The sequence below is a fragment of the Cytobacillus sp. EB106-05-05-XG126 genome, assembly GCF_058791715.1.
Genome location: NZ_JBYTDU010000001.1, coordinates 199033 through 225983 on the forward strand (window position 1 = coordinate 199033; position 26951 = coordinate 225983).

27 protein-coding genes are annotated in these 26951 nt (G+C 42.2%); 21 read left to right on the forward strand and 6 right to left on the reverse strand.

What is annotated here, in order from left to right; all coding sequences use genetic code 11:
- Positions 1-12: 12 nt before the first annotated feature.
- The gene (locus AC3WTL_RS01005) at positions 13-1110 is read left to right on the forward strand and encodes a CaiB/BaiF CoA transferase family protein (RefSeq protein WP_492368789.1); all 1098 of its coding nucleotides are present in this window, start codon (positions 13-15) and stop codon (positions 1108-1110) included.
- A gap of 53 nt (positions 1111-1163) precedes the next feature.
- Here the strand turns inward: AC3WTL_RS01005 and AC3WTL_RS01010 are convergent, their stop codons facing one another.
- Positions 1164-1655 (reverse strand): hypothetical protein, encoded by a 492-nt coding sequence (locus AC3WTL_RS01010; protein WP_492368790.1) that lies wholly within the window; start codon positions 1653-1655, stop codon positions 1164-1166.
- Between the two features lie 183 nt (positions 1656-1838).
- Here AC3WTL_RS01010 and pssA point away from each other — a divergent pair, with 183 nt between their 5' ends.
- Entirely contained in the window at positions 1839-2534 is a 696-nt protein-coding gene (gene pssA / locus AC3WTL_RS01015) for a CDP-diacylglycerol--serine O-phosphatidyltransferase (protein ID WP_048011058.1), read from the forward strand.
- 27 nt (positions 2535-2561) lie between these two features.
- Here the strand turns inward: pssA and AC3WTL_RS01020 are convergent, their stop codons facing one another.
- A complete protein-coding gene (locus AC3WTL_RS01020; protein ID WP_048011059.1) occupies positions 2562-2936 on the reverse strand; it encodes a nucleotide excision repair endonuclease in 375 nt (124 codons plus the stop codon).
- A gap of 77 nt (positions 2937-3013) precedes the next feature.
- Entirely contained in the window at positions 3014-4348 is a 1335-nt protein-coding gene (locus AC3WTL_RS01025) for an FAD-dependent oxidoreductase (protein WP_492368791.1), read from the reverse strand.
- Positions 4349-4601: 253 nt separating this feature from the next.
- Between AC3WTL_RS01025 and adhP the strand changes: the two genes are divergently transcribed.
- The 8 genes from adhP to AC3WTL_RS01065 all read left to right on the forward strand — a co-directional run bounded on the left by adhP (position 4602) and on the right by AC3WTL_RS01065 (position 14249).
- Complete coding sequence (gene adhP / locus AC3WTL_RS01030; RefSeq protein WP_248348197.1) at positions 4602-5618, forward strand: alcohol dehydrogenase AdhP; 1017 nt, start codon at positions 4602-4604, stop codon at positions 5616-5618.
- Between the two features lie 270 nt (positions 5619-5888).
- On the forward strand, positions 5889-6659 hold the full coding sequence (locus tag AC3WTL_RS01035; protein WP_492368792.1) for an ABC transporter ATP-binding protein: 771 nt from the start codon (positions 5889-5891) through the stop codon (positions 6657-6659).
- 53 nt (positions 6660-6712) lie between these two features.
- Positions 6713-8620, forward strand: coding sequence for an AMP-binding protein (locus AC3WTL_RS01040; protein ID WP_492368793.1), 1908 nt, complete (start codon positions 6713-6715; stop codon positions 8618-8620).
- The gene (locus AC3WTL_RS01045; RefSeq protein ID WP_048011063.1) at positions 8620-9504 is read left to right on the forward strand and encodes a branched-chain amino acid ABC transporter permease; all 885 of its coding nucleotides are present in this window, start codon (positions 8620-8622) and stop codon (positions 9502-9504) included. The genes AC3WTL_RS01040 and AC3WTL_RS01045 overlap by 1 nt, the downstream gene beginning before the upstream one ends.
- A gap of 3 nt (positions 9505-9507) precedes the next feature.
- Positions 9508-10569, forward strand: coding sequence for a branched-chain amino acid ABC transporter permease (locus AC3WTL_RS01050; RefSeq protein WP_492368794.1), 1062 nt, complete (start codon positions 9508-9510; stop codon positions 10567-10569).
- A 308-nt stretch (positions 10570-10877) separates the two neighbouring features.
- The gene (locus tag AC3WTL_RS01055) at positions 10878-12059 is read left to right on the forward strand and encodes an ABC transporter substrate-binding protein (RefSeq protein ID WP_492368795.1); all 1182 of its coding nucleotides are present in this window, start codon (positions 10878-10880) and stop codon (positions 12057-12059) included.
- A gap of 229 nt (positions 12060-12288) precedes the next feature.
- Complete coding sequence (locus AC3WTL_RS01060; RefSeq protein WP_035329545.1) at positions 12289-13077, forward strand: ABC transporter ATP-binding protein; 789 nt, start codon at positions 12289-12291, stop codon at positions 13075-13077.
- The gene (locus tag AC3WTL_RS01065; protein WP_048011066.1) at positions 13077-14249 is read left to right on the forward strand and encodes a phenylacetate--CoA ligase family protein; all 1173 of its coding nucleotides are present in this window, start codon (positions 13077-13079) and stop codon (positions 14247-14249) included. Before AC3WTL_RS01060 ends, AC3WTL_RS01065 begins: the two co-directional genes overlap by 1 nt.
- A 600-nt stretch (positions 14250-14849) precedes the next feature.
- Here the strand turns inward: AC3WTL_RS01065 and AC3WTL_RS01070 are convergent.
- Positions 14850-15452, reverse strand: coding sequence for a class I SAM-dependent methyltransferase (locus tag AC3WTL_RS01070; RefSeq protein ID WP_252219031.1), 603 nt, complete (start codon positions 15450-15452; stop codon positions 14850-14852).
- 94 nt (positions 15453-15546) lie between these two features.
- Complete coding sequence (locus AC3WTL_RS01075; protein WP_197216869.1) at positions 15547-16344, reverse strand: DUF169 domain-containing protein; 798 nt, start codon at positions 16342-16344, stop codon at positions 15547-15549.
- Positions 16345-16513: 169 nt separating this feature from the next.
- Here AC3WTL_RS01075 and AC3WTL_RS01080 point away from each other — a divergent pair, with 169 nt between their 5' ends.
- From AC3WTL_RS01080 to AC3WTL_RS01110, 7 genes are all read left to right on the forward strand, one after another.
- Complete coding sequence (locus AC3WTL_RS01080; protein WP_492368796.1) at positions 16514-16930, forward strand: SRPBCC family protein; 417 nt, start codon at positions 16514-16516, stop codon at positions 16928-16930.
- Positions 16930-17253: an ArsR/SmtB family transcription factor gene (locus AC3WTL_RS01085; RefSeq protein ID WP_048009924.1), complete on the forward strand. Its 324-nt coding sequence runs from the start codon at positions 16930-16932 to the stop codon at positions 17251-17253. Before AC3WTL_RS01080 ends, AC3WTL_RS01085 begins: the two co-directional genes overlap by 1 nt.
- A 118-nt stretch (positions 17254-17371) precedes the next feature.
- Entirely contained in the window at positions 17372-18742 is a 1371-nt protein-coding gene (locus AC3WTL_RS01090) for an MATE family efflux transporter (protein ID WP_492368797.1), read from the forward strand.
- Between the two features lie 138 nt (positions 18743-18880).
- A complete protein-coding gene (locus AC3WTL_RS01095; protein WP_252219027.1) occupies positions 18881-19894 on the forward strand; it encodes a hypothetical protein in 1014 nt (337 codons plus the stop codon).
- A gap of 73 nt (positions 19895-19967) precedes the next feature.
- Positions 19968-20654: a response regulator transcription factor gene (locus AC3WTL_RS01100; protein ID WP_248348071.1), complete on the forward strand. Its 687-nt coding sequence runs from the start codon at positions 19968-19970 to the stop codon at positions 20652-20654.
- On the forward strand, positions 20638-22059 hold the full coding sequence (locus AC3WTL_RS01105; RefSeq protein ID WP_492368798.1) for a sensor histidine kinase: 1422 nt from the start codon (positions 20638-20640) through the stop codon (positions 22057-22059). The genes AC3WTL_RS01100 and AC3WTL_RS01105 overlap by 17 nt, the downstream gene beginning before the upstream one ends.
- Before the next feature lie 253 nt (positions 22060-22312).
- A complete protein-coding gene (locus AC3WTL_RS01110; protein WP_252219025.1) occupies positions 22313-23344 on the forward strand; it encodes an STAS domain-containing protein in 1032 nt (343 codons plus the stop codon).
- A 56-nt stretch (positions 23345-23400) separates the two neighbouring features.
- Here the strand turns inward: AC3WTL_RS01110 and AC3WTL_RS01115 are convergent, their stop codons facing one another.
- Positions 23401-24030 (reverse strand): flavodoxin family protein, encoded by a 630-nt coding sequence (locus tag AC3WTL_RS01115; protein WP_286675790.1) that lies wholly within the window; start codon positions 24028-24030, stop codon positions 23401-23403.
- 132 nt (positions 24031-24162) lie between these two features.
- On the opposite strand from AC3WTL_RS01115, the gene AC3WTL_RS01120 reads away from it, so the two are divergent.
- From AC3WTL_RS01120 to AC3WTL_RS01135, 4 genes are all read left to right on the forward strand, one after another.
- Positions 24163-24564: a VOC family protein gene (locus tag AC3WTL_RS01120; RefSeq protein ID WP_248348067.1), complete on the forward strand. Its 402-nt coding sequence runs from the start codon at positions 24163-24165 to the stop codon at positions 24562-24564.
- A gap of 69 nt (positions 24565-24633) precedes the next feature.
- Positions 24634-25089 (forward strand): GNAT family N-acetyltransferase, encoded by a 456-nt coding sequence (locus AC3WTL_RS01125; protein WP_248348066.1) that lies wholly within the window; start codon positions 24634-24636, stop codon positions 25087-25089.
- 119 nt (positions 25090-25208) lie between these two features.
- Positions 25209-25886: an NAD(P)H-dependent oxidoreductase gene (locus AC3WTL_RS01130; RefSeq protein ID WP_248348064.1), complete on the forward strand. Its 678-nt coding sequence runs from the start codon at positions 25209-25211 to the stop codon at positions 25884-25886.
- 112 nt (positions 25887-25998) lie between these two features.
- Positions 25999-26937 carry a hypothetical protein gene (locus tag AC3WTL_RS01135; protein WP_248348062.1) on the forward strand — a complete coding sequence of 313 codons (939 nt, stop codon included), beginning with the start codon at positions 25999-26001 and terminating at the stop codon, positions 26935-26937.
- The last annotated feature ends 14 nt before the right edge of the window (positions 26938-26951 follow it).

A 26951-nucleotide genomic window follows, 5' to 3' on the forward strand; every position in this document is an offset into this window, starting at 1 on the left:
AGGGAATGAAAGATGTTAAAAGGCATAAGAGTGATTGATTTTTCCAACTATCTCCCTGGTCCGTTTGCATCCCAGAGGCTTGCAGAGCTTGGTGCAGAAGTGATAAAAGTGGAACCGGAATCCGGTGACCCCGGAAGGCATCTCGATATCAAAATAGAGGGTACAGGTGCAGTGTTTGCCGCCAATAACCGCGGCAAAAAAAGCATTACACTTAACCTGAAGAGCGAAGAAGGAAGAAATGCTGCCCTTATGCTGATTTCAGAAAGTGATGCGGTGCTTGAAAGTTTTCGGCCTGGGGTAATGAAAAAGCTGGGCCTGGATTATGAGACTGTGAAAAAGCATAAACCGAATATCGTTTATTGCTCTCTTACAGGCTACGGTGAGAATGAAGACTATCAACATTTAGGAAGCCATGATTTAAATTATATGGCCGTAAGCGGGGTCCTTGCCCAGCTGAAGGACCGAAGCGGCCGTCCTGTTCACCCGTCCAACACAATAGCGGACTTCATGGGAGGAGTGGCAGCCAGTGAAAGGATACTGGCTGCCCTGCTTTCCAGCAAAATATCCGGCCAAGGCGGGCATCACTGCATTTCCATTGCGGATGTGATGGCTTCCACCATGGGGAACCATTTGCTGATTGAGAATAAGACAGGATATCCTAAAGGACTTTCGGTATTGAACGGTGAAGTCGTTGCCTATTCTATTTACGAAACAAAGGATAGCCGGTTTGCTGCACTTGCCGCTCTGGAGCCGAAGTTCTGGATAAACTTCTGTAAGAGTGCAGGAAGAGAGGATTGGATTGACTATCATCTTTCCACTGCCTCTGCTGATAATCCTGTCTTTATGGAGATAACCGAATTCTTTAAAAGCAGGACATTAAAAGAGTGGACTGAATTTGGCCAAAGAGCAGATTGCTGTCTGACTCCTGTATTGGAGGCCGGCGAATTGCAAAACTTTCCGCTATTTAATGGAATTTTAAATACTGCCCAAAATTACCCTTTGGTAAAAATGCATGGCGGAATAGAATCAGCAATGGGAGGTCCTCCAAAATTAGGAGAACATAATGAGGAATTTCTAAGCAATATTGCAAAGAGAAATATTAAAATATGACCGTATGATTAAAGAGTCCCCAATCATGAGGATGATTAGGGATTCTTCATTTATTATGCCTCAAAAATGGTGACACTGGCGAAATCCAGGCGAGTCACTCTTCCTTGAGGGAAAGGCGAAGGGCCGGATAATACAAGACGGATCTTATCTCCCTTCTCCAGCTCCTCGAGCAATAAAGTGGATGTTGCATAGTCAACGTCAAAATTATTGTTATTAAAAGAGGTTTGGGAGTTGATGAGAGTTCCGCCATTCCGCTGAAGCTCAAATTTTAACGGCAGATTCGCCTGTCCTGCAGCAGCAAATACTTGTGCGCTGAACTGAAGAAAATAAAAGCCTCTCTCCTTAACTGTAATCGTATTGTTCACCGGGTCAAAGTGAAAATGGGATTTCCCTTTAGCGCTGTTTAGATTGACTGTGGATGGAATGGATGTGTTTTGGACAAAAAATTGGGGAATGAAGTCATTGGTGACATAAATCTTACCTGGAGCTTTTGAATATTCTTCTTTACCCGAGCAGTAGTGGTCCTGGGAATAAAAAGATAACAAATGAATCACCTCCTACTATATTTAATGATAAGTTTTAAAATTGGTATAGGACAAGTACCTAACACAATGGATTTTTGCCTTGGAATTTTCGAAAGGGAAGGATGCAGCTGAGATTAAATGGTATAATGAAAGGGAATATATATTAAAATAATCTTTACAATTTTTGGAGTGTGATGGTCACTAGTGCGTTTTATTAAAACAATCCCCAATATGGTCACTTTGGGTAATTTATATTGCGGTTTTCTTTCAATCGGCATGGCTGCCAATGGAGAATTTAAAAATGCAGCCATATTAATTTTAATTGGCATGATGCTTGACAGCATGGACGGCAGGCTGGCCAGAATGCTGAAAGCGGATAGTACACTGGGAAAAGAACTTGATTCACTGGCAGATATTGTTACATTTGGTGTAGCCCCTTCATTTTTGGTCTTTTATACATACTTTTTTCAATTTGGAATTCTTGGATTAGCTGTTTCTGGCCTTTTTCCTTTATTTGGTGCATATCGGCTTGCCCGATTCAATATCAGTCCGCCAAAATCCTCTTTGAACTATTTTATTGGAGTTCCGATAACAGCAGCAGGCGGGATCATGGCCATACTGACCCTTTTTGGTGAGCATATACCCAATATCATTACAACGGTTGTATTCACCGCACTCTGCTTTCTTATGGTAAGCAGGATCCGGATTCCCAGCTTTAAAGAAGTTCCCCTTCCGAAATACGGAACGATTGTTACCGTTTTTCTGGGAAGTGTCCTTTACGTCATTTATAAGGGTTCATATGGGCCGTTTCCCGATTTGATTTATATTGCAATACCGCTTTACATTGCGTATCTGACATACCGATTCATAAAAGGCAAAAACAAAAAAGAAATTGATTAATTAAAAAAAAGGCCCGATGGCCTTTTTTTATTTGTAAAATACTTTGTCGATATTATATTTTGCCTGAAGGGCGTTGATGATATAAGTCTCATAAATCTCGCGCTCCATGCTGTCTTCCACGTAAATGACCGCAATTTTATGGACATCATCACGATGATTTTTTATAGGAGAAACATTGTCTTCAAAATGCTTTTTAACCCGCTGTCTTAATTTGCGGGCCTTTCCTACAAAGAGCAGATCTTCTTTCGCATCAAAAAACAGAATCATGCCGCCCTTGTCTCTTGGTATCTTATGGTAATCTGTGAAACCATAGACACTGCTAAGGTCACTTTCTGCTGCCTGTCCCGTTTGCCTGCTTCTTGTAATGACGAGATTAGGCTCTGGTATTTCAATTTTTATCAATATCATCACTTCCTATTCTAAAGATTAAGAGTAACATATACCTGCAAAGTAATCCACATTCATAGAGGGAATTTGATTTATTTCTTTCGTCTGCGAAATATATTCCTTACTGCTCGCGGAGTGAACAATACTGCCGGATGTGCCTGCAGATGGAGCACTTTCATAAAGCAGTCATATGTATAGGGATCAAAGGAACAGGCATTGACCACTTTTTTGACATACCATTGAAGAAGTGGCAGTCCCCAAGGTTTAGCTCCCGCTGTTTGGGAGAATCTGAAATCCTCAGTTAAAGCAATTAACCAGGGGATATCCACTATTTTGCTGATTTTTCTATGGAAATTATATGGATCCGCATCCGCTTCACCTGCACTAATAAGGATATCCTGCAATGCCTTTGCTTCCTTTGCAGCAATGCTCATTCCCTGCGCAAATACCGGATCCATCCGACAAAAAGCATCACCCATCACAAGCAGTCCTTTAGGAAAAGTCTTCAATTTTTCAAAATGAAATCGCCTCATGGAGGGAAAGCGGTATACCTTTATACCTGAAGCAGGTTCTCCATTTTTTATGCACTCAAAAATATGCTGCTTTTCCAGGTTTTTCGCTGCCTCGAGAAATTCATGGTGATCCTCCGGCGGGTTATTGGCTCCATATCCAAAGAGGGTAACCATCCATTCATTGTTCTCGGTTGGAGAAATGGCTCCTCCAAAGGATTGAAGCGGGGGGTTCGGGTAAACCAATAAACTTTTCCATTCAGGATTCAACTGGATTCTTCTGTAAATACGGTTTGCATAGAATAAGTTGATAGCCAGCTCTGTCTTCTTTGGCTGGTCCACCCCGATCTTTTTCAGACATTGAAATGCAAGGCTGCTGGCACCGGATGCATCAACTGTTAAATTTGCAGGGTAAATAGCAGTACCTTCTGCCGTTTCCGCTTCAATACCCGTAATTCTGGAATCGTTTAAGATAAAACTTTTGGCCGTTGTATTATATAAAGTATGTATATTTTCAATCTGCTCTATTCTTTTGCGAAGGTGATATTCAAGAAATGGACGGCTTTGCTGAATAATAGAGCAGCCTGCGTTATATCTGATTTTCCAGCTTCCATGGTGGTGCCAGGCTATGTCGTTGGCAAAATCGGCAGGCACCGAACCGCCTTTAATCATTACAGCTCTCAGACCCGGGAAAAGGTCCTCAAGTATTTTCTCTCCGCTCTTCAGAAGAACATGACCCTGGGCGGCTTGTGGTACCCCTTTTCGCGGGCTGCCCTTCAGCTGCTCTCCATCTTTTTCGATTATCATGACCTTTTCGAAGGAGTCTGAAAGAACTCTCGCCGCCAGCATGCCGGCAATGCTCCCTCCGATCACAATGGCCGTTCTTTTTCTACTGTATTTTTTTTGATTTCCAAGCATTCAAAAATCCTCCATATGCTTCATTACTTTTATAATAGTACCTCATGACTAATAAAGATATCGTTAATAGCAAATAGCAAGTCATAAATTGGTTTGTTTGCAAAGCTGTAAAAAATTATCGTCACATTTGTGAAATTATTCACAAGTTAATTGCCGGCCAACATGTTTTGTTAGACAATGACGATGTAATTGATATTCCTAAATAACAATTGAGGTGACGGACATGTGTGAACAATGCAGCAGTGAAAACATGATGAAAGCAGCAGTTGTGCATAAATTTAAGGAAAGCCTGGAAATTGAAAATGTCAGAGTACCATCCGTTGGAAAAAATGATGTATTAGTAAAAATAAAAGCCTGTGGTGTATGCCATACTGATTTACATGCTGCACATGGTGACTGGCCTGTTAAACCGGCACTTCCTCTTATCCCGGGTCATGAAGGGGTAGGCGAAGTTGTAGAAGTGGGAGAAGGCATTACACATTTGAAGGCTGGTGACCGAGTCGGAGTGCCGTGGTTATATTCAGCCTGCGGACATTGTGAATACTGCTTAACCGGCCGTGAAACACTTTGCCATAATCAGCTGAATGCGGGATATTCCATTAATGGCGGATACGCAGAATATTGTCTTGCTGATGCCCGTTATGTGGTGAAGGTTCCGGATTCTCTTGGCTACGTTGAGGCAGCGCCAATTTTTTGTGCTGGTGTAACGACATATAAAGCACTGAAGGTAGGGGAAGCAAAGCCTGGAGAGTGGGTCGCTATTTATGGTATTGGAGGTCTTGGACATGTGGCAGTCCAATATGCAAAAGCAATGGGACTGAAGGTAGTGGCCGTCGATACATTTAACGAAAAGCTGGAGCTGGCAAAAGATTTAGGTGCAGATTTAACTGTTACTCCGAAAGTCGAGGATTCTGCTGTCTTCATACAGCGTGAAATTGGCGGGGTGCAAGCATCCATATGTACGGCAGTGTCTAAACACGCTTTCAGTGAAGCTTATCGTGCTGTCAAACGCGGAGGAAAGTGCGTAGCAGTGGGATTGCCGCCGGAAGTTATGGAAGTACCGATCTTTGATACAGTTCTAAACGGTGTCAGCATTGTCGGTTCTATTGTTGGAACAAGAAAGGATTTGCAGGAAGCTCTTCAATTTGCAGCAGACGGCAAAGTAAAAACAATAGTGGAAACGGCATCCCTTGAAGAAATTAATAGAATCTTTGATGATCTTGAAAAAGGGAAAATAAATGGACGTATCGTTATAAAATTTGAAGATTAATAGAATTGGCTTTAAAGCTGGGCACATTTATGTCCGGCTTTTATTTATAAACTGGAACCAACTAATATATCACCATCTTCATAGTGAAAAATACTTACACATAAGGAATTTGTCATATCAATATTTCCATTTACATAAAAATGAAAAATAGCTTAGGAGAGAAAAATAATTTAAATATTAAAAGGAGAAAAGAAACATGTAAAGAATATTTAAACTATTCATAATTTTATAAATAATATTTTGCCAATCGAAATAAAGGGGGTTGGAAGATTGGGGATTTTGGAGATTAAGGATGCAACTTTAAGGTTTGGAGGTGTAACAGCTCTAGACCATGTCTCCTATGAAGTGCAGGAGGGGGAGATTTTTTCGCTGATTGGTCCAAATGGTGCAGGTAAAACTAGTATGCTGAATTGCATAAGCGGGCTGTACAAACCATCATCTGGATCGATTTATTTTAAGGGTGAAGATATAACTCGTTATAAACCTCACAAAAGAGCCAGTATGGGCTTTGCCCGTGCATTCCAGAATATCGAGCTTTTCCCGCATTTGTCTGTTTTGGACAATCTGATGCTTGGCAGGCATGTGAGAATGAAAACCGGACTGCTTGCAGGAGGGCTCTATTGGGGGAAGGCGCAGAGAGAGGAAATTGAACATCGGAAAAAAGTTGAGCAGGTGATCGACTTTCTTGAAATCGAGGATATCCGTAATACCCCCGTGGGAACTCTTTCATATGGACTGCAGAAAAGGGTCGAAACCGGCAGGGCTCTGGCACTGGAACCTGAAATTCTCCTTCTTGATGAGCCGATGGCAGGCATGAACAGTGAGGAAAAAGAGGACATGGCCAGATACATTATTGATATTCACGAAGAAATGAACACAACCATTATATTAATTGAACACGATATGGGGGTTGTAATGGACTTATCCGATCACATTGCAGTTCTTGATTTCGGGAAGCTGATTGGCTATGGGACACCGGAAGAGATTCAAAATAATCCTAAAGTCATAGAGGCCTATCTTGGAGAAGAGAATGCCGTATAAAAGATATACCGGCTAAAGTGATTTTCATATTTTTAGGAAGGGGGAGCGATTCTATGAGCAAGACGTTTCCGCAACTGCTTATTGAAAGGGCTTACAGGAATGGGACACAAGTTGCTTTAAGAGAAAAGGAATTTGGAATTTGGAATGAAATCACTTATGAAGCGTTCCTGGATAAAGTAAAGAATTTCAGCCTGGGTTTGGCATCTTTGGGTCTGAAAAGAGAAGATAAGCTTGCTATTATTGGCGATAACAGGCCCGAATGGGTAATCAGTGAGCTTGCTGCGCAAAGTTTAGGCGGCATTTCAGTAGGAATTTATCAGGAATCCCTGTCTGCTGAACTAAGTTATATTATCGATAATTGTGACGCAACCATAATCGTTGCGGAGGACCAGGAGCAAGTGGATAAACTGCTTGAAATTAAAGAATCCATACCTAAAGTCAGAACAATTATTTATTATGATTCACGCGGCATGAGGGGTTACCGGGAGGATTTTCTGCTGGAATTTAACGAAGTTCTGGAAATGGGCCGAAGTTTTCACTCAGGGCACCCTGGCTTATTTTCAGAGGAAGTTGATCAGGGGTCTGCAGATGACGTGGCGATTTTATCCTATACTTCAGGAACGACAGGCAATCCAAAAGGAACAATGCTTACTTACCGAAATCTGATCGATATGGCTAAAAATCTGTCAGACATTGATCCGCTGACAGATAAGGACGAATATGTTTCATTCCTTCCGCTTGCCTGGATAGGGGAACAGATGATGAGCCTTGCCATGGGCTTATACAATGGGATGACGATAAATTTCCCGGAAGAGCCGGCAACCGTTTTGGAAGACTTGCGTGAAATTGGACCACAGGTTATGTTTTCGCCGCCCAGAATCTATGAAGATATGGTATCGCGTTTTCAGGTCAGAATTCAGGACAGCGGCTGGCTGAAACGAAAGATTTATAACTGGTGCAAGCCGATCGGCGAGAAGGTAGCAAAGGCTCATTTTGAAAATAAACCGGTCAGCACGGGTACGAAGGCTCTTTATAAAATGGCTGATTATCTGATGTTCAGTGCCATCCGCGATCACTTTGGACTCTTGAAGATCAAGCGTGCCTATACGGGCGGTGCCCCTCTGGGACCTGATGTATTTGAATTTTTTCATAGCATAGGCGTTAATGTAAAAAGCATTTACGGGCAGACAGAGGTAGCCGGCATATCCATTGTGCACAGGGATGGAGATATTAAGCTTGATAGTGTAGGCATTCCTATACCGGGTACAGAAGTGAAAATTTCTGAAGAAGGGGAAATTCTCATCAAAAGCTCCAGTGTCTGCAAGGGGTATTACAAAAATGAGAAAAGCACAACGGAAACCATTCAGGATGGGTGGCTTCATACTGGGGATGCAGGGAGGCTGGATGAGGGAGGACATTTGTATATCATTGACCGGATTAAGGATGTTATTCGCCTTGATACAGGGGAAATGTTCTCTCCGCAATTTATTGAAAACAAGCTGAAGTTCAGTTCATTCATACAGGAAGCGGTAGCTATCGGGAAGGACCGTCCATATGTGGTTGCCATGATTAATATCGATATGAAAAATGTAGGGCGCTGGGCAGAGAAAAATCAAATTAGCTATACCACTTATACCGATTTATCTTCCAAGCCGCAAGTGCTGGAGCTGATTGAAAAACAGGTGCAGGAAATCAATCAGACTCTGCCTGAAAAGGCCCGGGTGAAAAAATTTGTTCTGCTTTATAAAGAACTGGATGCAGATGATGAAGAGCTTACAAGAACTAAGAAGGTCCGCAGGCAGTTTGTTGCTAAAAAATATCAGGCCTTAATTGATGGACTTTATACAGAAGACAAAAAAATACGTGTCAATGGCACCATCAAGTATCGTGATGGCATGGAACAAACCATCCAGACAACGCTTCAGGTGATTTTTATGGATGAAGGAGAGGGGGCAGCTTAATGACATTTTTCTTGCAAATGCTTGTAACAGGCATCGTGGTAGGAAGCGTTTATGCACTTGTCGCACTGGGTTTTGTGCTTATTTATAAATCCAGTGATGCTATCAACTTTGCACAGGGTGAGTTCCTTTTAATTGGAACATATGTCTGTTTAACGCTTATCACAGCCTATAACATTCCATTTATAGCAGCACTGTTAATTGCACTAATGTTCAGTGCTGTTTTAGGATTTGTCATTGAACGGATCGTTCTAAGGCCGTTTATTGGAGAGCCCGTCATATCCATGATTATGGCGACGATCGGATTATCGAGCGTTCTTGCCGGGATTGTTCATATTATTTGGGGCCATGAAACACGTGTATTTCCTAAGATTTTCTCTGAGCAGCCTGTTAACCTTGGTGAGATCGTCATTGCGCCGGTCTATTTATGGTCACTGTTAATCGTTGTGGTGATGCTTGTCATTTTCACCCTCTTTTTCAAATATTCCAAGCTCGGAATTGCGATGAGAGCAACCGCAGATGATCAGCAGGCGGCAATGTCAATGGGAATCAGCGTAAAAATGATTTTCGCAGTTGCCTGGGCGATTGCAGCCATTGTTTCAGCCGTTGGGGGAATCCTTCTTGGAAACATTAACGGTGTAAATGCATCCCTTTCAGCGATCGGCTTAAAGGTGCTTCCGGTTGCCATTCTTGGAGGACTCGACAGTATTCCCGGTGCCATCATCGGCGGGCTGATCATCGGTATTCTTGAGAGCCTGACCGGCGGGTATCTGGATCCTTTGGTTGGCGGGGGTCTGAAAGAGGTTATGCCGTTTGTCATCCTCGTATTTATCCTGATGTTCAAGCCATATGGCTTGTTCGGAAAAAAAGAAATCGAGAGGGTGTAACCGATGAGAAATCCTTTTGTAATGGATTGTGGAGAGTTCCATGTGAATTATAAAAAAGATATGGCGATCTGGAAGATCACCAGAGTAAGGATGCGCGTGTTCATTCTTCTGGCTGTATTTGCAGTCTTCCCAATGTTTGCATCCGATTATATCATTGGACTGGCTACACTTTGCGGAATTGCCGCTATTGGTGCGATCGGTCTGAACATCCTGACTGGCTTTACTGGACAGATTTCCATAGGGGTAGGCGCGTTTCTCGGGGTAGGCGGGTATACATCGGCTATTCTGACCGCAAAGCTTGGATTGAGCTTCTGGATTGCCATGCCGACAGCCGGTATAGTAACGGCGATTGTCGGTGGACTATTCGGGCTTCCATCCTTAAGGCTTAAAGGTTTATACTTGGCGATTGCCACCCTTGCAGCACAGGTAATCATTTTATTTGTTATTTCCCGCTGGGATGCGCTGACTGGCGGAACAGCCGGAATGGTCCTATCCAGGCCTGAACTTGGCAGTTTTGTCTTTTACAGTGAACGGAGCTATTACTACCTTATGTTTGCTGTGCTGGTTATTACGGCCCTCTTTACCCTGAACCTTTTCAGGTCGCGGGTCGGCAGGGCATTCATAGCAGTCCGTGACCGTGATGTGGCAGCAGAGGTTATGGGGATCGATTTGTTTAAATATAAAGTATTGGCATTTATTGTAAGTTCCTTCTTTGTTGGCATTGCCGGTGCTTTACTGGGCCATTATACAATGGTTGTCAGTCCTGAGCTTTATAGCATTACAGTGTCGATCGAATACTTAGCAATCATACTGGTCGGTGGTCTGGGAAGCGTATTCGGGTCTATTTACGGAGCTGTATTTATTACGTTGCTTCCAGTTGTACTAAGATCAGGGGTTGAAATGATGAGCGGGGTATTCCCAGACTTATCAGCTGTCTTAATCGGGATGAAAGAGGTAGTATTCGGCCTTGTGATTATCTTATTCCTGATCTATGAACCGCAGGGTCTCGCGAAAATATGGAAAAACATCAAAGACTATTTTAAGCTCTGGCCATTTTCCTATTAATTCCCGGGTAATAATATCTGAAAATTTTGAAAGTAAATCTTTCAAAATTTTATAGAAAGGCTGTTTTCGCAAAGTTTGTTGCTATTTGTATTATGTTTACTGAGTTGATTGTAGCGGAAGGTGCGAGACTCCTACGGGAGTAGCGGGACAGGTGAGACCCCGCAGACGCATAGCGTCGAGGAGGCTCACCGCCCGCCCCGTGGAAAGCGAGCATCCTGGAGCGGAAATCAACGGACAACATTGATAAGCGAAAAACAAATTAATACGAAAAGAGCCAATAAAAAAGAGGAAAAATGAGGGGGAACATTATGAAGAAGGTTTGGAAGGGTTTATTGGCAGCAACATTAATGGCTGGAATGCTGGCAGGCTGTTCTGGAGGCAGCGAGGAAACATCAGGTGACAAGAAAGGCGGCACTGTTAAAATTGGCGGTATCTTTGACCTTACGGGAGGTACCGGTGATGTTGGAACACCATATGCAGAGGGTGAAAAAGCATTTTTTGAATCCATTGCAGGCGAGGAGATTAACGGCTATAAGCTCGAATTAATTGGTGATGACTATGCTTATAAAATCCCGGAAGCCCAAAAGCTTTATCAGAAATTAAAATCAAAAGATAAAGTATCAGCCATTTTGGGATGGGGAACAGGGGACACTGAAGCCCTTCGCCAGCAGGTGGCAGCCGACAAGCTTCCATTCATCTCTGCTTCATACTCAGAGAACCTGAAAAATATTGACGAAAGCCCATATAACTTCCTGGCTGCGGCTTCTTACTCCGACCAGGCAAGATCCGTACTGAAATGGATAAAAGACAATCACACTGGCGGCACACCGACTGTAGCATTAATTTACAATGATACGGCCTTTGGAAAATCGCCAATTGAAGATGCCAAAAAATTTGCCAAGGAAAATGGCATTGAAATTGTAGATGAACAAATTGTTGATCTGAAAACACTTGATGCAACATCCCAATTGCTGAACATGGAAAAGAAAAACCCTGATTATGCAATTATTAACCAAACTTGGGGTGCAACAGCAACTATACTAAAAGATGCTAAAAAGCTTGGTTTGGATACACAATTCATCGGATTAAACTGGGCTACCGGAGAAGGCTTGCTTCCTATTGCAGGTGATGCGGCTGAAGGATTTATCGGAGTCGTCACACATGCCTTCCCATATGAAGATCTGCCTGGAATGGAAGAAATCAAGAAGTTCGTAGAAAGCAAGGGTGAAAAGCTGGAAGACAAGAACCAGAAGTTTATCCAGGGATGGGTGTCAGCCAAAATCATGGTTGAAGGCATGAAGCTTGCTGAAGACCCGACTTCAGGCGAAGGCATCCGAGCCGGCCTGGAGAAGATTTCAAATCTTGACCTCGGCGGTTTAGCCGCTCCGGTTACTTTTTCACCTGACAATCATGCCGGTACAAACCAAGTTCGATTGGCAGAAGTGAAGAACGGCCAGTTCGAAGTGTTCACTGATTATATCGGCTACTAACAAAATGGGGGGCGAGGTTTTATACCCGCCTCCTGTTCACTTTTAAAGTCTTGGTACTTATGAATTAGCAAATAAACTCGAAATTTGGCAAATAAACCCGAAAATTGCAAACAAGCGCTTGAATTTGCAAACAAATTTTTGTTTGTGGAAATAAACAGAGAAGACCACGAATGATTCAGGACATGACCTGGGAACGAAAAAAAAGGGAAATAGCGGGGAGGAAAGATGCATGCTGACAATAAACAATGTCGAAGTGATGTACGACAAGGTCATCCTTGTATTAAAAGGGATGTCAATGGTGGTGCCAAAAGGGAAAATTGTCGCTTTGCTCGGCAGCAATGGCGCCGGGAAAACGACCACTCTTAAGGCGATTTCCGGCCTGCTGAAAAGCGAAAACGGTGAAGTGACGGATGGCTTTATCGAGCTTTATGGCGAGCGCATTGATGTAAGCGATGCTGAAACCATCGTAAAGAAAGGCATTTTTCAGTGCATGGAAGGAAGACGCGTGTTCAAGCATCTTTCTGTTGAAGATAACCTGATCGCAGGTGCACATACCAGGAAAGACCGGAAGAATATTAAAGGCGATATCCAAAAAGTCTATCATTACTTTCCGAAGCTTGAAATGCTGAAGCACAGACAGGCCGGATATCTGTCAGGCGGAGAGCAGCAGATGCTTGCCATTGGAAGAGGAATCATGGCAAAGCCAAAGGTGCTGCTTCTCGATGAACCTTCATTAGGGCTGGCGCCGCTTTTAGTCAAAGAAATCTTCGGCATTATAAAGAAAATCAATGAAGAAGAGGGAACCACGATACTGGTAGTGGAGCAAAATGCCAATGTTGCCTTATCGATTGCCGATTATGGATACATCATGGAAAACGGCCGGATTGTGATGGATGGAACGGTGGACCGGCTCCTTTCCAATCAGGATGTGCGTGAATTTTATCTTGGAATGGGAGATAAGGGCCGGAAAAGCTATAAAGATATTAAATCTTATAAAAGAAGAAAGAGGTGGCTATAGTGGAAAAGCTGAAGAAAGTAATTTACCATGCATATAAAAATGCAAGCGGATTTAAAAAGCGCCTTGATGATGCCTGTATTTCTCCAGGTGACATACAAACTTTAAAAGACCTGGAGAAAATCCCAGTGCTTAAAAAAGATCGATTGCCGGAATTGCAATCTGCAGACCAGCCTTTTGGAGGCTTTGCAGCTGTAAAGCCAAATGAGATGGAACGAATTTTTATGTCGCCAGGTCCGATTTACGATCCGCAAACGACAGGGAAAGATTTCTGGCGTTTCTCAGAAGCTCTCAAGAAGGCAGGCTTTGGGGAAGGGGATATCGTACAAAATACATTTTCCTATCATCTCTCACCGGCAGGCTTTATGTTTGACTCCGCACTTCGTGAATTAGGAGCAACTGTTATCCCTGCCGGAACCGGGAATCGGGAGCTGCAGATTCAGATTATGAAGGATGTCAGGGTAACCGGCTACGTGGGAACTCCGAGCTTCTTTAACCTTTTGCTCGATTCCATTGAAGAGAAAGGATGGAAGATTGGTAACGAAATAGCGGTTAACAAAGTATTCTTCACTGCTGAAATGCTGACTGAACAAATGCGGAAAAGGTGTGAAGATAATGGGATTTCGGTATATGAAGGCTATGGAACTGCCGATTGCGGGTGCATTGCTTTTGAAGACAAGCAGGGCCCTGGACTGAGAATCACAGATTCTGCCATTGTTCAAATCTGTGACCCGCAGACTGGATCGGAAGTTACAGATGGAGAAGGAGAAGTGGTTGTCACTTTATTTGATAAAAGCTACCCGCTTATCCGCTTTGGCACAGGCGATCTTTCCCGCTGGGTTAAAGGGAATGAGGGGAAAAGGATTGCAGGAGTGCTGGGGCGTGTCAGTGATGGGATAAAGGTAAAAGGAATGTTTGTAAGAGAAAAACAGCTGGCGCGGGTATTAAATGAAGCAGGGTTTCCGGTATTCCAGGCTGTGGTAACAAATGAGCAGGGGCAGGACCAGATTAAGATTTTCATAGAATCGGAAGAAGGATTAAATTCTGAGCTTGCCTCAAAAATCCAGAATGTGATCAGGGTTAAGCCGATTCTTGAATTAACAGCGTCAGGATCTATTAAAAAAGATGAAAAGAAGCTGGTGGATAAGCGCAACTACGAATTAAAGAGGGTGTAGTCTAAGGGGGCTGATTGAATCGGCCTTCTTTTTTTATGAGGATTTGAAATAGTTAACTTTGATTAACGCCGAAAAGGAGTGAAGGAGAGGGAAATGGTAGCTAATCAGGAGGATTAACGCCGAAAAAGGAGTGAGGGAGAGGGAAATGGTAGCTAATCAGGAGGATTAACGCCGAAAAAAGGGCGAGGAAGAGGAAAATGGAAGTTAATCAGCTGGATTAATGCCGAAAAAGAGATGAGGAAGCGAAAAATGGTGGTTAATCATATGGATTAACGCCGAAAAAGAGGTGAGGGAGAGGGAAATGGTAGCTAATCAGGAGGATTAACGCCGAAAAAGAGGTGAGGGAAAGGAAAATGGTAGCTAATCAGGAGGATTAACGCCGAAAATAGGGCGAGGAAGAGGAAAATGGAAGTTAATCAGCTGGATTAATGCCGAAAAAGAGATCAGGAAGCGAAAAATGGTAGTTAATCATATGGATTAACGCCGAAAAAGAGATGGTGAAGAGAAAATGGCAGATAATCATACGGAGTCATTCAGCGACTGCCAAAAATATCAGGCAAAAATCCTCAATATAATCACCAGTGGCGCCGCTAATGAAAATTAACGGCCGACATCCGGATTCTCACACTCCACCACTAGAAACAATCCTTTATAATAGGGAGTCACCTTCGTTATCTTCATTCCTGAATCCCTTATAGCCTTAAGTGTGTCTCGGTTCAGGTGGCAGCCGTCGCATATCCTTTTCCATAGAGGGTTGAGGGCTTCCTGGGCAAATGCGAGAGCGGGCTGCTCCATTTTCACATGTTCAAAGAATAGTATTTTTGCCTGTGGCTTGCAGACTCGTTTAATCTCTGTGAGTGCTTGTTCAGGATTTGGGATTGTGCAGAACACCAGAGTGGCAACTGCCGAATCAAATGTATTGTCCGCAAATTCAAGTTCTTCAGCAGACTGCTGGTGAATGAGAATAGGAACTGAAGCCACATTTTTCCGGGAAAGTGAATTTTCAATCATCGCTGGATTCGGTTCAATGGCATCAACCCGGTCAGCCTTTTTATATAAGGGGAAGTTAATGCCTGTACCGGCTCCAATCTCGAGAACACGGCCACAAGCCATGGTAAGGATCTCGCTTCTGATTCTCTGGAATTTTCTTTTCTCAAGAGGCTGCATGGCCAGATCATATAGCGAAGGGAATAAGCTGCTCAATTATTTCACTCATTTCTTAATAGCTGTTTATTCTATTTTACCCTTTTCCCAAAACGAAACAAGCCGGCACCTCGATTGGAGACGCCAGCTTTAATCAGGGCATGCTGTCGAACATCTCGTTCAGCTTCTCATATGTGTCAGGATATTTTGCCTCATATTGAAGATAGGCTGGAACAGGGTAACGCACTCCCCCTTTGTGGGTTTGCTTTAATCCATCTGCAAATTCATCTGCCATGGAAAAAGGAATGGTGAAGGCCATTTCGTGATCATGCGTCTGGCCGAAAACCCGGTCTCCATAGCATGGGAGGATTACCTGCGGCTTACCGGTTTGAATGGTCTTTATAACTATATCGGCGCAATCTGCCCGGGCTGTAAAAGTGGAAGTAATTTCGCCGCCCGTGTGATAAAGTGCGCCCGCCACCATTCTCATGACTTGTGCTGAATTTCCATATACTGTGATTACATCAGGTTCAAATGATGCTCTCCCCAGAGGAGACATCAGCACTGTACCGGCTTCCTCTTTTGTAAACTTGGGTACGGCCGCTTCGGTTAAGGCCCCAAGATCACAGGTTTTGGTGTACATCCCATCTGTTAAGTTTCCCTCTGAGTAATAATCGAGTTCCTCTTCAAACCCGAAAGCAATCTTGGCAATTGGGCATGACAAGTCTTCTTTGCCCATGGCAATCGACCAGCCATATCTTCTTGACATTGTTACCCCCTGGCAGATGCTGAAAGTTTTGTTAAAGTCTCTTGCCGGCCGCTTGACCCTGTCAGGCATAGAATCTTCCTTTTTCATAACCCTAATGGCAAGCGGAAAGGTGTCAGGACGCACATATGTATGTATCGCAGTTTCCAGATCAGATAGCTTTTGAGTGTGAATGGCTCCCTGCATTAAAATCCCTCCTTAAGATATAATAAGTATTCTATAGATTATATGGATCAACCTGCATAGTTAGGCGTTTATTTTTTTGCAAATATCAGTTGACGTGAAACCAAAAGGTTTTATATCATTTAAAATGAAACCAAAAGGTTTTATTTCAATTGCAAAGGAGTTCAATTAAATGGAAACAATTCAGGATATTAAACAAACCGTAATACTTAATGCGCCTATCGAAAAAGTCTGGGAGAAAGTTTCTACATCAGAAGGAATCGAAGCGTGGTTTATGCCAAATGATTTTAAGGCTGAACTTGGCTATGAATTTCATATTCAGTCCCCATTTGGCCCGTCTCCTTGTAAGGTGACAGAATTGGATGAGCCAAACCGGCTATCTTTTAGATGGGATACGGATGGATGGTTTGTATCTTTCATTTTAAAAGATTTGGGCGGCAAAACTGAATTTACGCTTATACATGGCGGATGGAAACAGCCTGATGAATTGGTTGAGAAAGCTGGACAAGAGAGTGCAGTAATCCGTGAAAGAATGTCTCAGGGATGGACTGGTATTCTCGCGAAGCTTGGCAAGGCTGTTAAGGAATAATGGGTGCTTCTGCCAGGAAACATGATGTGTTTCAGGCAATTGCCGACCCTACGAGAAGAGAGGTTTTAAGGCTGCTGGCTGAAAAAGAACGCCCGATCTCAGAGATAAGCGCGCATTTCCCTATAAGCCGTACCGCCATATCAAAACATCTCCATATTCTCTCGGAAGCCCAATTAGTAAAAGGGGAAAAGGCGGGGAGAGAAAGAATTTACCATCTCCAGCCTCAGCCGCTGACTGAATTGAAGCAATGGCTGTCCTTTTATGAACAATTCTGGAACAATAAGCTGCAAAAACTTAAATATCTAGTTGAAGAAGATGAATGATTTTCTGGAAAAAGAGCTTCCGCAGCTCTTTTTTCTTTTGAACGAAAATGAGGTCTTTCTTATAAAAGATATAATATAATAAGGTTTGTGTTTACTATTTTGTGAAGGAGTCTCAAGGATGTATCAGACGTTTACTCTACAGGAGAAGATCAGGCAAATAACAATCATGTTAATTCCTATATTAATCACGCAGTTTGGCATGTTTGCGATGGTCTTTTTTAATACAATAATGTCAGGGAGATATAATGCTTCCGATCTTGCTGGCGTAGCGATTGGCTCCTCCATTTGGAATCCTGTCTTTACCGGGCTTAGCGGAATATTAATGGCTGTATCCCCAATTGCGGCTCAAGCGATTGGAGAAAAAAAGAACAAAGAAGTTTCATCTATTGTAAAAAATGGAATCTTATTGGGCTTTATCATTGCCTTTGCAGTCATTCTATTGGGTTCAGTTTTGCTTGACCCTCTGCTTAATAACATGAATCTGCCTGATGATGTGGAAGCAACAGCCCGTGGCTATCTTGTAGGCCTCAGCTTTGGAATCATCCCTTTGTTCATCTTTAATGTTTTAAGATCTTTCATATATGCACTCGGCAAAACAAGAGTTGTGATGGTGATTTTATTTTGTTCACTTCCCATCAATTTCTTCCTGAATTATGTCCTGATTTTTGGCTATTGGGGATTTCCTGAATTGGGGGGTGCAGGAGGAGGGTATGCAACTTCTTTTACTTATTGGTTCATCCTTGTTATGACTGCACTTATAATCAAAATGAAGGATCCTTTTTCAAGCTATGCCATTTTCAGCGGCCTTAAGGAATTTTCGTGGAATAAATGCAAAGAAATCTTAAAGATAGGCGTACCAATGGGACTGTCCATCTTTTTTGAAACGAGTATGTTTGCCGCGGTGACCATCTTAATCAGTAAGTTTAATGTAACAACTATTGCTGCCTATCAGTCTGCATTAAACATAGTTTCCTTCCTGTATATGATCCCAATCAGCATTTCCATGGCACAAACGGTGTTAGTCGGATTTGAAGTGGGGGCTGGCAGGTATAAGGATGCAAAATCATACAGCTGGCTGGGCATCTATCTGTCTATTTTAATTGCGCTGTTCACAGGCCTCCTGGTTGTATTTTTCCGCTATGAGGTTGCAGGCTTTTACTCTACTGATCAAGCGGTTATTGCCCTGACTGCCCATTTCCTGATTTATGCGCTGTTTTTCCAGATTTCCGATGCCATCCAGGCTACTGCACAAGCGGCTTTAAGAGGATATAAAGATGTGAATATATCTTTTGTTATCACACTGGTTTCTTATTGGCTGATCTGTCTGCCTGCTGGTTATGTTCTTGCACACTATACAGACCTTGGCGCAACTGGTTACTGGCTTGGCCTTACGTTTGGGCTTCTTGCTGCAGGTGTTTGTCTTTCAATCAGGCTCGTTTATATCCAGAAGAGAAAATTTATCATCGAAGAAATCAGGGAAGCAGGCTAAAGCCGTCTATCCGCTTATTGCGGCATGGGCGGTTTTTTTTGTTGACTTTTTTTTTGACATATTCCTGACATATTGCACCGTTATAGTAAAGTCGAGGTTAAGGATGCTTGGCCTTCAAAATGATCAGGAGGTATAGTAATGAAAAAAACAATCATTGGTTTTAGCCTTGCAGGTTTATTACTTGCAGGGGGATATGCAACAACATCTTTTGCAGCAGATACAGAAGCTTATGCAGAAAAAGGCGAGTTAAGCTGGAAATTTAAAAGCAGGGGGTTTGGCCATCATGGCAGGGGGGGTACCAATGACTCTGAATCTATCCTTCAAAGGGCTGGAGAGCTCGGCATTCAAACAGAAGGAAAAGATGCCGAAACTTTAATTGGGGAAATCCGGGAAGCTGAAATTCTGAAAGAAGCGAAGGAGCTTGGGATAAAAACGGATGGAAAAGACGCTGAAGACCTTATGGAGGAAGTAATGCTTGCTAAGCTGAAAAAGGAAGCTGCAGAATTGGGCATCAAGACAGAAGGAAAAAATGCAGAAGCTCTCCATGAAGAAATCGGTACAGCAAAACTGAAAGAGGAGGCCAATGAACTGGGAGTGACGACTGAAAACAAAGATTTGGAGACCTTAAAGAAGGAGATTCAGACAGCTTCTTTGAACAAGCAGGCAAAAGAACTTGGAATTTCTGCTGATGGCAAAGATATGCAGACTCTAAAACAAGAGATATTCACAGCATCTGTAAAAAAAGAGGCAGAAAAGCTTGGAATCTCCATAGAAGGCAAAGATATCAGGGAAGCTGCACAAGAGGTCTTTTCCGTGAAGGTCAAAAAAGAGGCGAAGGAACTGGGCATATCAATAGATGGGAAATTCATTCAGCAAATTGCTCAAGAGGTTAGGGAGAAAAAAGTGGCTAATCTCGCTAAGGACTTAGGTATTTCCACAAAGGATAAATCAACAGCAGATCTTCTAGCAGAAATAGAAGAGAAGGACAATGCTGAATTACAGGACGTTCTCGGAGAAACTTTTATGGGGATCAAAGGATTTGGCAAAAAGGAAATGAAAGGCAGTCATGGGCATGGAAAAGATAGCAGCATGGAACAGCGGGCATCTAAAGAAGATCCAGCTGATATAAGTTCAGATTCAGGCTCTATGTAATAAGTTTTAAAAAATCCCCGTGTACAAATCCGGGGATTTTTCTGTATAGTTAATTTATTGGAGGAAGGTAAAAATGAAAAAAATCCTTATAGCAGAAGATGAATTAGCTATTTCTAAGGTTTTAAGCGCCTATTTGCAGCGAGAAGGATTTGAAGTTTTAACAGCATTTGACGGCACCAATGCCCTTGAGCAATTTTTCAGTCACTCCCCTCACCTTGTGATCCTGGATATTATGATGCCTGGCATGGATGGATGGAGTGTTCTTGAAAAAATTCGTGAAAAAAGCGCATGTCCTGTCATCATGCTTACAGCGCTGGGGGATATTGATTACAAATTGAAGGGCTTGAATACAGGTGCAGATGACTATATTTCAAAGCCTTTTATCGGGGATGAGGTTATCGCACGTGTGAATGCCGTATTAAGGCGATCAGCAAATGTGTACACGGATGAACATATAAAACAATATGGAAGCTTAACGATAAATTTTGATGCTCATACCATTTTCCTGAATGGCAAGGAAGTAAGTTTGACTCCGCGAGATTTATCTTTGATTTTGTTTTTGGCTGAAAGGCCTAACAGAACTTTCACCAGGGATCAGTTGATTGAACATGTCTGGGGGATGGATTATGACGGAAGCGACCGTGCTGTCGATCTGGCCGTAAAGAGGGTACGGCAGGCATTAACGGACTGGCCCGAAACTGAAGGTGAAATCAGGACTCTCAGAGGAATGGGGTACCAATTCCATGTTTATGAAAAATAACAAAAGAACATCCCTGCTCCGCTATTGGACAACCCGCTATCTTTTTACACTTGTCATCGGCCTTATCATACTGGCAGCGGGATCTATGTGGTGGATCAGGCAGACAACACTTGAAAACCGGCTGAATTTGCTGCAGTATGTTGCTGTTGAAACAGCAGATCGTGTCGTTCAGCAGGACGGAAGCATTGAATTTGATCCATTTTTTAACAGAATGCTGGAGGAAAGAGCGAAGCTGCTGGAATTTAAGTTTGATCCCCAGGTTTTCATAAGCGATTTAAATGGCCAGGTATTATATAAAAAATCTGGACGTATGCAAAGAAATAACCAGGCTGGTCCCAATCTCGGAACTCTGCCTGCAGATATGCTTGAAAATCAAAAGAACGTCCAAAAATTGAATACACAGGGTGGGCAAGCGGTTTATGCGGTCAAGTCGGAGATATCATTCGATAATAACCAGGTGGGATGGGTCGTTGTGATCCAAAGCGCAGATGATTTGACGAACGTAAATCAGGAATATTCCCTGTTATTTATCATGCTCACAGGATTGGGTCTTCTCGGATGGAGTGTCATTTATTTTCTATCCAGGAAAATTTCGAGGCCCATTCAGGAAGTAGCTCAAGCTGCCTCGAAAGTCAGCGAAGGAGACTATAAAATCGACCTCAAAGCCAGGGCTAATGAGGAAGAGATTCATAATTTAATCATTTCGTTTAAAGAAATGGCAGAGCGGCTAATGCACCTTGAAAAACTAAGGGCAGAATTGCTGGCTGGGGTCACACACGATTTAAAAACACCTGTCACATCTATAAGCGGTCTAATTCAGGCAGTGCGTGATCATGTTGTAAGCGGTGAAGAAAAAGAGGAGTTTCTTGATATTTCCCTAAAAGAAGTCAGCCGTTTGCAGAAAATGATTGAGGATTTACTCGATTTTAATTCACTTTCGGCTGGTGCCTTTTCAATTAGGCCTGAAAACTGTGATATGAATAAGCTCGTGAATGATATTGTGAGGCAATGGGCTTTAGCACAGAAAGGCCATTTTCACTATAGTGTGGAAGTGCCCGCTGAAACCATATGCAGATCAACAGACCCGTACCGTCTGCAGCAGGTTATGATTAATTTATTGAATAATGCTTATCATGCCATTGATGAAGATGGCAGCATTACTGTTATTTTAAGTGAAAGATATATTGAGGTACATGATAATGGATCGGGAATAGCCGAAGAGGAGCAGCCTTATATTTTTGAGCGTTTTTACAGGGGTGAACAGAAGAAGCTGAAAGTAAGAGGGCTTGGCTTGGGGCTTCCATTCAGCAAACTGCTGGCTAATGCTCTGAACGCAAATTTATTTTTAAAAGAAAGTTCGGCAAAAGGTACTGCATTTGCGATTAAGTGGAATGAAGAAGGGTAGGTATAAGCGGGGAGGATTTGCATGCCTATTCTTTTTTGGGGGTGAATAAAAACGGTGCATGCGAAAAATTAGATAGATTTTGTCTGTTTCGAAGCATTTTCAGCAGCTATGCTATATGGATTTTATTATCTTCGATAAGGTTATCCCACCAGCACATACATTTTTGACTCCGAACTAACCTCGAGGTTAGAATATTATTGTTCTTTAAATAGATGACTAGACAGCAATGATTTATTTGATAAGGAGGACATTTATGGAGACTAATTCTTCTAAGTATGAAATAAATGTGAATGGATCTCTGTTTGATTGGGATCTGGATAATGCAACGTTTAAATTCGAAAATGACGAAGTGGTAGTGTTTTGGGTAAACACAGCTTTTAAGACTCTCCTGGACTCCATTGAGGAAATCTCTGGTGAAAAGTCAGCCGAGCTTGTTCTTGAAACCGCTGGCTATAGGACAGGAAAAATTGTCAGCAAATTTTATTTGGAATCGAATAAAGAAAAAGAAGACATTATTATTCATTTACCCAATATGTATTTAACTGCCGGATGGGGAAAAACAGATATTGCATCCTTTAGCCTCGAAGAAAAGAAGGCGATCATTCGTGTTAAAAATGGGTGGGAGTATAAGATTAATGTGGAACAAAAAAAAGAAGCAGAAGGCACTTTTTTGCCTGGACATTGGGCAGGGGTGCTCAGCGGCCTGTTTGAAACAAATATATGGTATAAAGTGAAACAAAGCCAGGTTAAGGGGGATCATTATTCCGAATACGAATTTTTTGAGTCCGACATTACGCCCTCCCAGAATATCAGTGCCTTGATTAAAAAGCAGAATCAAAGCGCCCAGAAAAAGCTGGAAAAGGAAATTGCTGAGCAGACCAAAGTAATGTCTGAAATAATTAAAGAGATATCTTCTCCTATAATTCCAGTGATCGATTCCATTCTGGTCATTCCTTTAGTGGGAAGATATGAAGAGCTGAGGGCGGAGGAACTGCTGAACAGAACCTTACTGAATCTTCCCCGGTATAAAGCAGAGTATTTAATATTGGACTTAACTGCTTTAAAGGGTGTTGATCAATATACTTTAGATTTTCTGCAGAAATTCGTAAAAGCAGCTTCCCTATTGGGCACAAACTGCATATTTGTCGGGATTTCACCCGAACTTAGCCTGCAAATCATCGAGAGCGGAAACAAGGAAACACAAATTCCATGTTTTTCAGTTCTGCAGCAGGGAATCACCCACGCGTTAGATCAGGTAGGATTACAAATTTCTCCAAAAAAATAATGAGTAAAAACCAGCATTTAGGGCTTATGCTGGTTTTTTACTGCATATTAATGTAACTAGCCTTTGACAACATTACCTTCGGCTGGTATCGGATGAGCTTTTAACATTCTAGCAAAATGGAGTAAATTATAGGCCATTATTTTGGCATGCTCTCTTGTGAAGTCATTGTCATAGCCCTTTGCTTCAATAAAGGATGGTCCGGGGCCAGCCTCACCAACCCAATAGGTGTCAACGTTTGGAGGAATGGTGAATCCCATATGGGAAAGTGAATATAGCACGGAGCGGGAAACTTGTTTGGCTCCATCTTCATTGCCGGTCACCACAACACCGCCAACCTTGTTGTAAAAAATATACTGTCCTTTTTCATTTGTCAGACTGCTTCCTCCATATAATCTTTCGATTACTTTTGTGGTGATGCTGCTCTGCTCGCCAAGCCAAATGGGAGAACCAACGATAAGGATATCTGCCTCTTCAACCTTCTTAAAAATATCCGGCCATTCATCCTCCTGATCTACAGCTTCAGAAGTAATACCGGAACCAATTTTAAAGTCTGCAGCTGTAACAACCTCTGTTTTCACTTCCGTTTTTTCAAAAAATTTAACAACCTCATCTATAAGAGCACCGGTATTGGAAGGTTCACTGCTTTTTTTTAGTGTACAGTTTAAAACTAAAGCCTTAATTGACATGTTTCATACAACTCCCTTTCTATTATTCACTACTCTTAATTCCCTGTGCTCAGGAGCAAAAACAATCTAAATGAAGGAAATGTGATAAATTCAACGAATTACATAATTTTGTGCGAGATTGGAGGGACTGAAATGATCTATGAAATGACGGTTCAATTCCGGGTGCTGGATATGAAAGAGGGACTGTTGTGGTATGAAACATTGCTTAATAAAAAACCTGATCTCATTCCGCATGAAGGATTTGCAGAATGGGAACTCATCACAGGGTGCTGGCTTCAGATAGCTGAGGGTTCACCCAGTATAGGAAGCGGTCCAATTAGGCTTGGGGTGCCTGATCTTGAGCAGGAACGTGAAAGACTAATCACAGAATTAAAAATAACACCATTTGAAATCCATACGAGAAAAGAAGTCCCTGTTAAGTGGGCTACATTTGCTGATCCATGGGGAAATAGAATTGGATATTTTGAATATATCGATAAGCATGAGAAAGAAATCCAAATAAAAAAGGTAAACAAAGAAGACTGGGGGAAATGACTGCTATGGATCATCGTTATACAGAAAGAGAAGGTTGTTTTGGAAGCTTGACATAAAAAGGAGGACATAATGAAGATACGAAAAATGGACCATTCAGAGCCCCCTCCAATGAATCTGCTATTATTGGCAGATCCTTCAATTGAATTTATTAAAGATTATGTAAATCGAGGGGAAACATATTTTGCTGAAATAAACGGAGAAGTAGTCGGCGTTTATATCCTTCTAGCCACAAGACCAGGAACTTGTGAGATTATAAATATTGCCGTTAGTGAAAAATACCAGGGTGAGGGCATCGGCAGAAAACTTCTTGAGCATGCAATAGAGCTTGCGTTTCAAGGTGAATATAAGACCCTTGAAATTGGAACGGGGAATTCAAGTATTGGCCAGCTGGCTTTTTACCAAAAATGCGGTTTTAGAATCACAGGGGTCGATAGAGATTTTTTTGTGAGGCATTATAAAGAAGATATCATTGAAAATGGAATCCATTGCCGGGATATGATCAGGCTGTCTTTGGATTTGCAATGAAATTGCCCCAAATGATTAGGAACAGCAGTGAAAAAGGCAGACTAAAAGCTGATTTCATGAATGTTATGCTGTAATATGTTACGTTAAAGTTAGAACAGTCAGAAAAGGAGTGTTTGGTTTTGCGTGAAAAGGAAGTTTTAAAGGAAGAAATCCTGAATGCCTATCAATTCAGGCATGCGACAAAGGAATTTGATCCAAATAAAGAAATCCCCGAGGAAGATTTCCGGTTTATATTGGAGACAGGCCGTCTGTCACCAAGTTCATTTGGTTTTGAACCATGGCGTTTTGTGGTTGTTCAGAACCAGGAGCTCCGTGAGAAAATTAAGAATGCCTCCTGGGGCGCATACGGGAAACTGCCTGAAGCTAGCCACTTTGTTTTAATCCTGGCAAGAACGAAAAAAGATACAAAATATGATTCCTGCTATCTGCAGGATCATTTTAGAAATACCCTGGGCATGCCGGAAGAAATGATGGACAAATATCTGCAGCGGATTGAGGAATTCCAGAAGTCCGATTTTGATCTGCTGGAAGGAGATCGCCCACTCTTTGATTGGGCCTGCAAGCAAAGCTACATTGCACTTGGGAATATGATGACCGCCGCTGCACAAATTGGTATAGATTCCTGTCCCATTGAGGGGTTTGACATTGAAAAAATGAATAAGCTCCTGAATGAGGAAGGCTTGCTTGAAGAAGGAAGCTTCGGACTGTCGGTAATGTGTGCCTTTGGATACAGAGTGAAAGACCCAAGACCAAAAGCGCGCAGACCATTCGATGATATTGTAAAGTGGATTGATTAGGAAAAGAGCATTGGCTCTTTTCCTTTTTTTATTGTTTAAAAAAGGAAATTGGTATTATAGCTAGAAAAACTAATAAGAAATCAAAGCTCCTAATTAAGAAAGGATTTTATATATGAAGATAACGAAAGAAAAATTTCAGAACACAAGCAGATGGATAAAAAGAAATGCAAGACCGCTTGAATCTGCTTTATGGTCGTACCATTTTGAGGATCGTAATGATGAAGGGGTAATAAAATGTATAGAAGCGTTTCAGAATGAAGACGGGGGATTTGGCCATGGCATTGAACCTGATTTCTGGTCACCTTACTCGTCACCGATGGCTTCCTGGGCTGCCGGTCAAATCTTAATGGAAATTGAAGCAAAACCCGAGTTGAAAGTTGTACAAAAACTAGTAAATTATCTAGAACACAGCTATATCCATGAGAATAAAATGTGGCCATCTGTGATGACTTCAAACAATGAGTACCCACATGCTCCTTGGTGGCATTGGACAGAGAATATCCAGGATAATTGGGCTTATAATCCAAGTGCAGAGCTTGCAGGGTTCTTATTGCATTGGTCGCCATCTGGAAGCAGTGCTGCTGAAATAGGATGGAAAACCGTAAAGAATGCAATTGCATATTTAATGGAAGTTGATGAAATGGATAGACATGAAATAAACAATTTTCAGCAGTTGGTAAAGCTAATGTCCAAGCAGGAATCTGAATTTGATTCAAGACTTAATTACCCGCTCAAGGAGACGGCTGAAAAAGTGAATGCTCTTGCTTACAAAGCTGCCGGGAAGAATAAATCAGAATGGGCAGAAGGCTATGTAGCCACTCCCTTGGATTTCGCTGAGCAGCCAGAAGATTCTCTATCTATGAGATTTGGAACGTCAATAGATGATAATCTTGATTTCTATATTGAGCAGCTCTCAAATGAAGGAACTTGGGACATTCCCTGGAGCTGGGGACAATATGAAAATGAATTCCAGGTTGCAAGCAATCATTGGAAAGGAATACTTGCTGTTAAGCGGTACAAAATATTGGATTCTTTTGGAAGGCTTGCTTAAATGAGGTGAAAAAT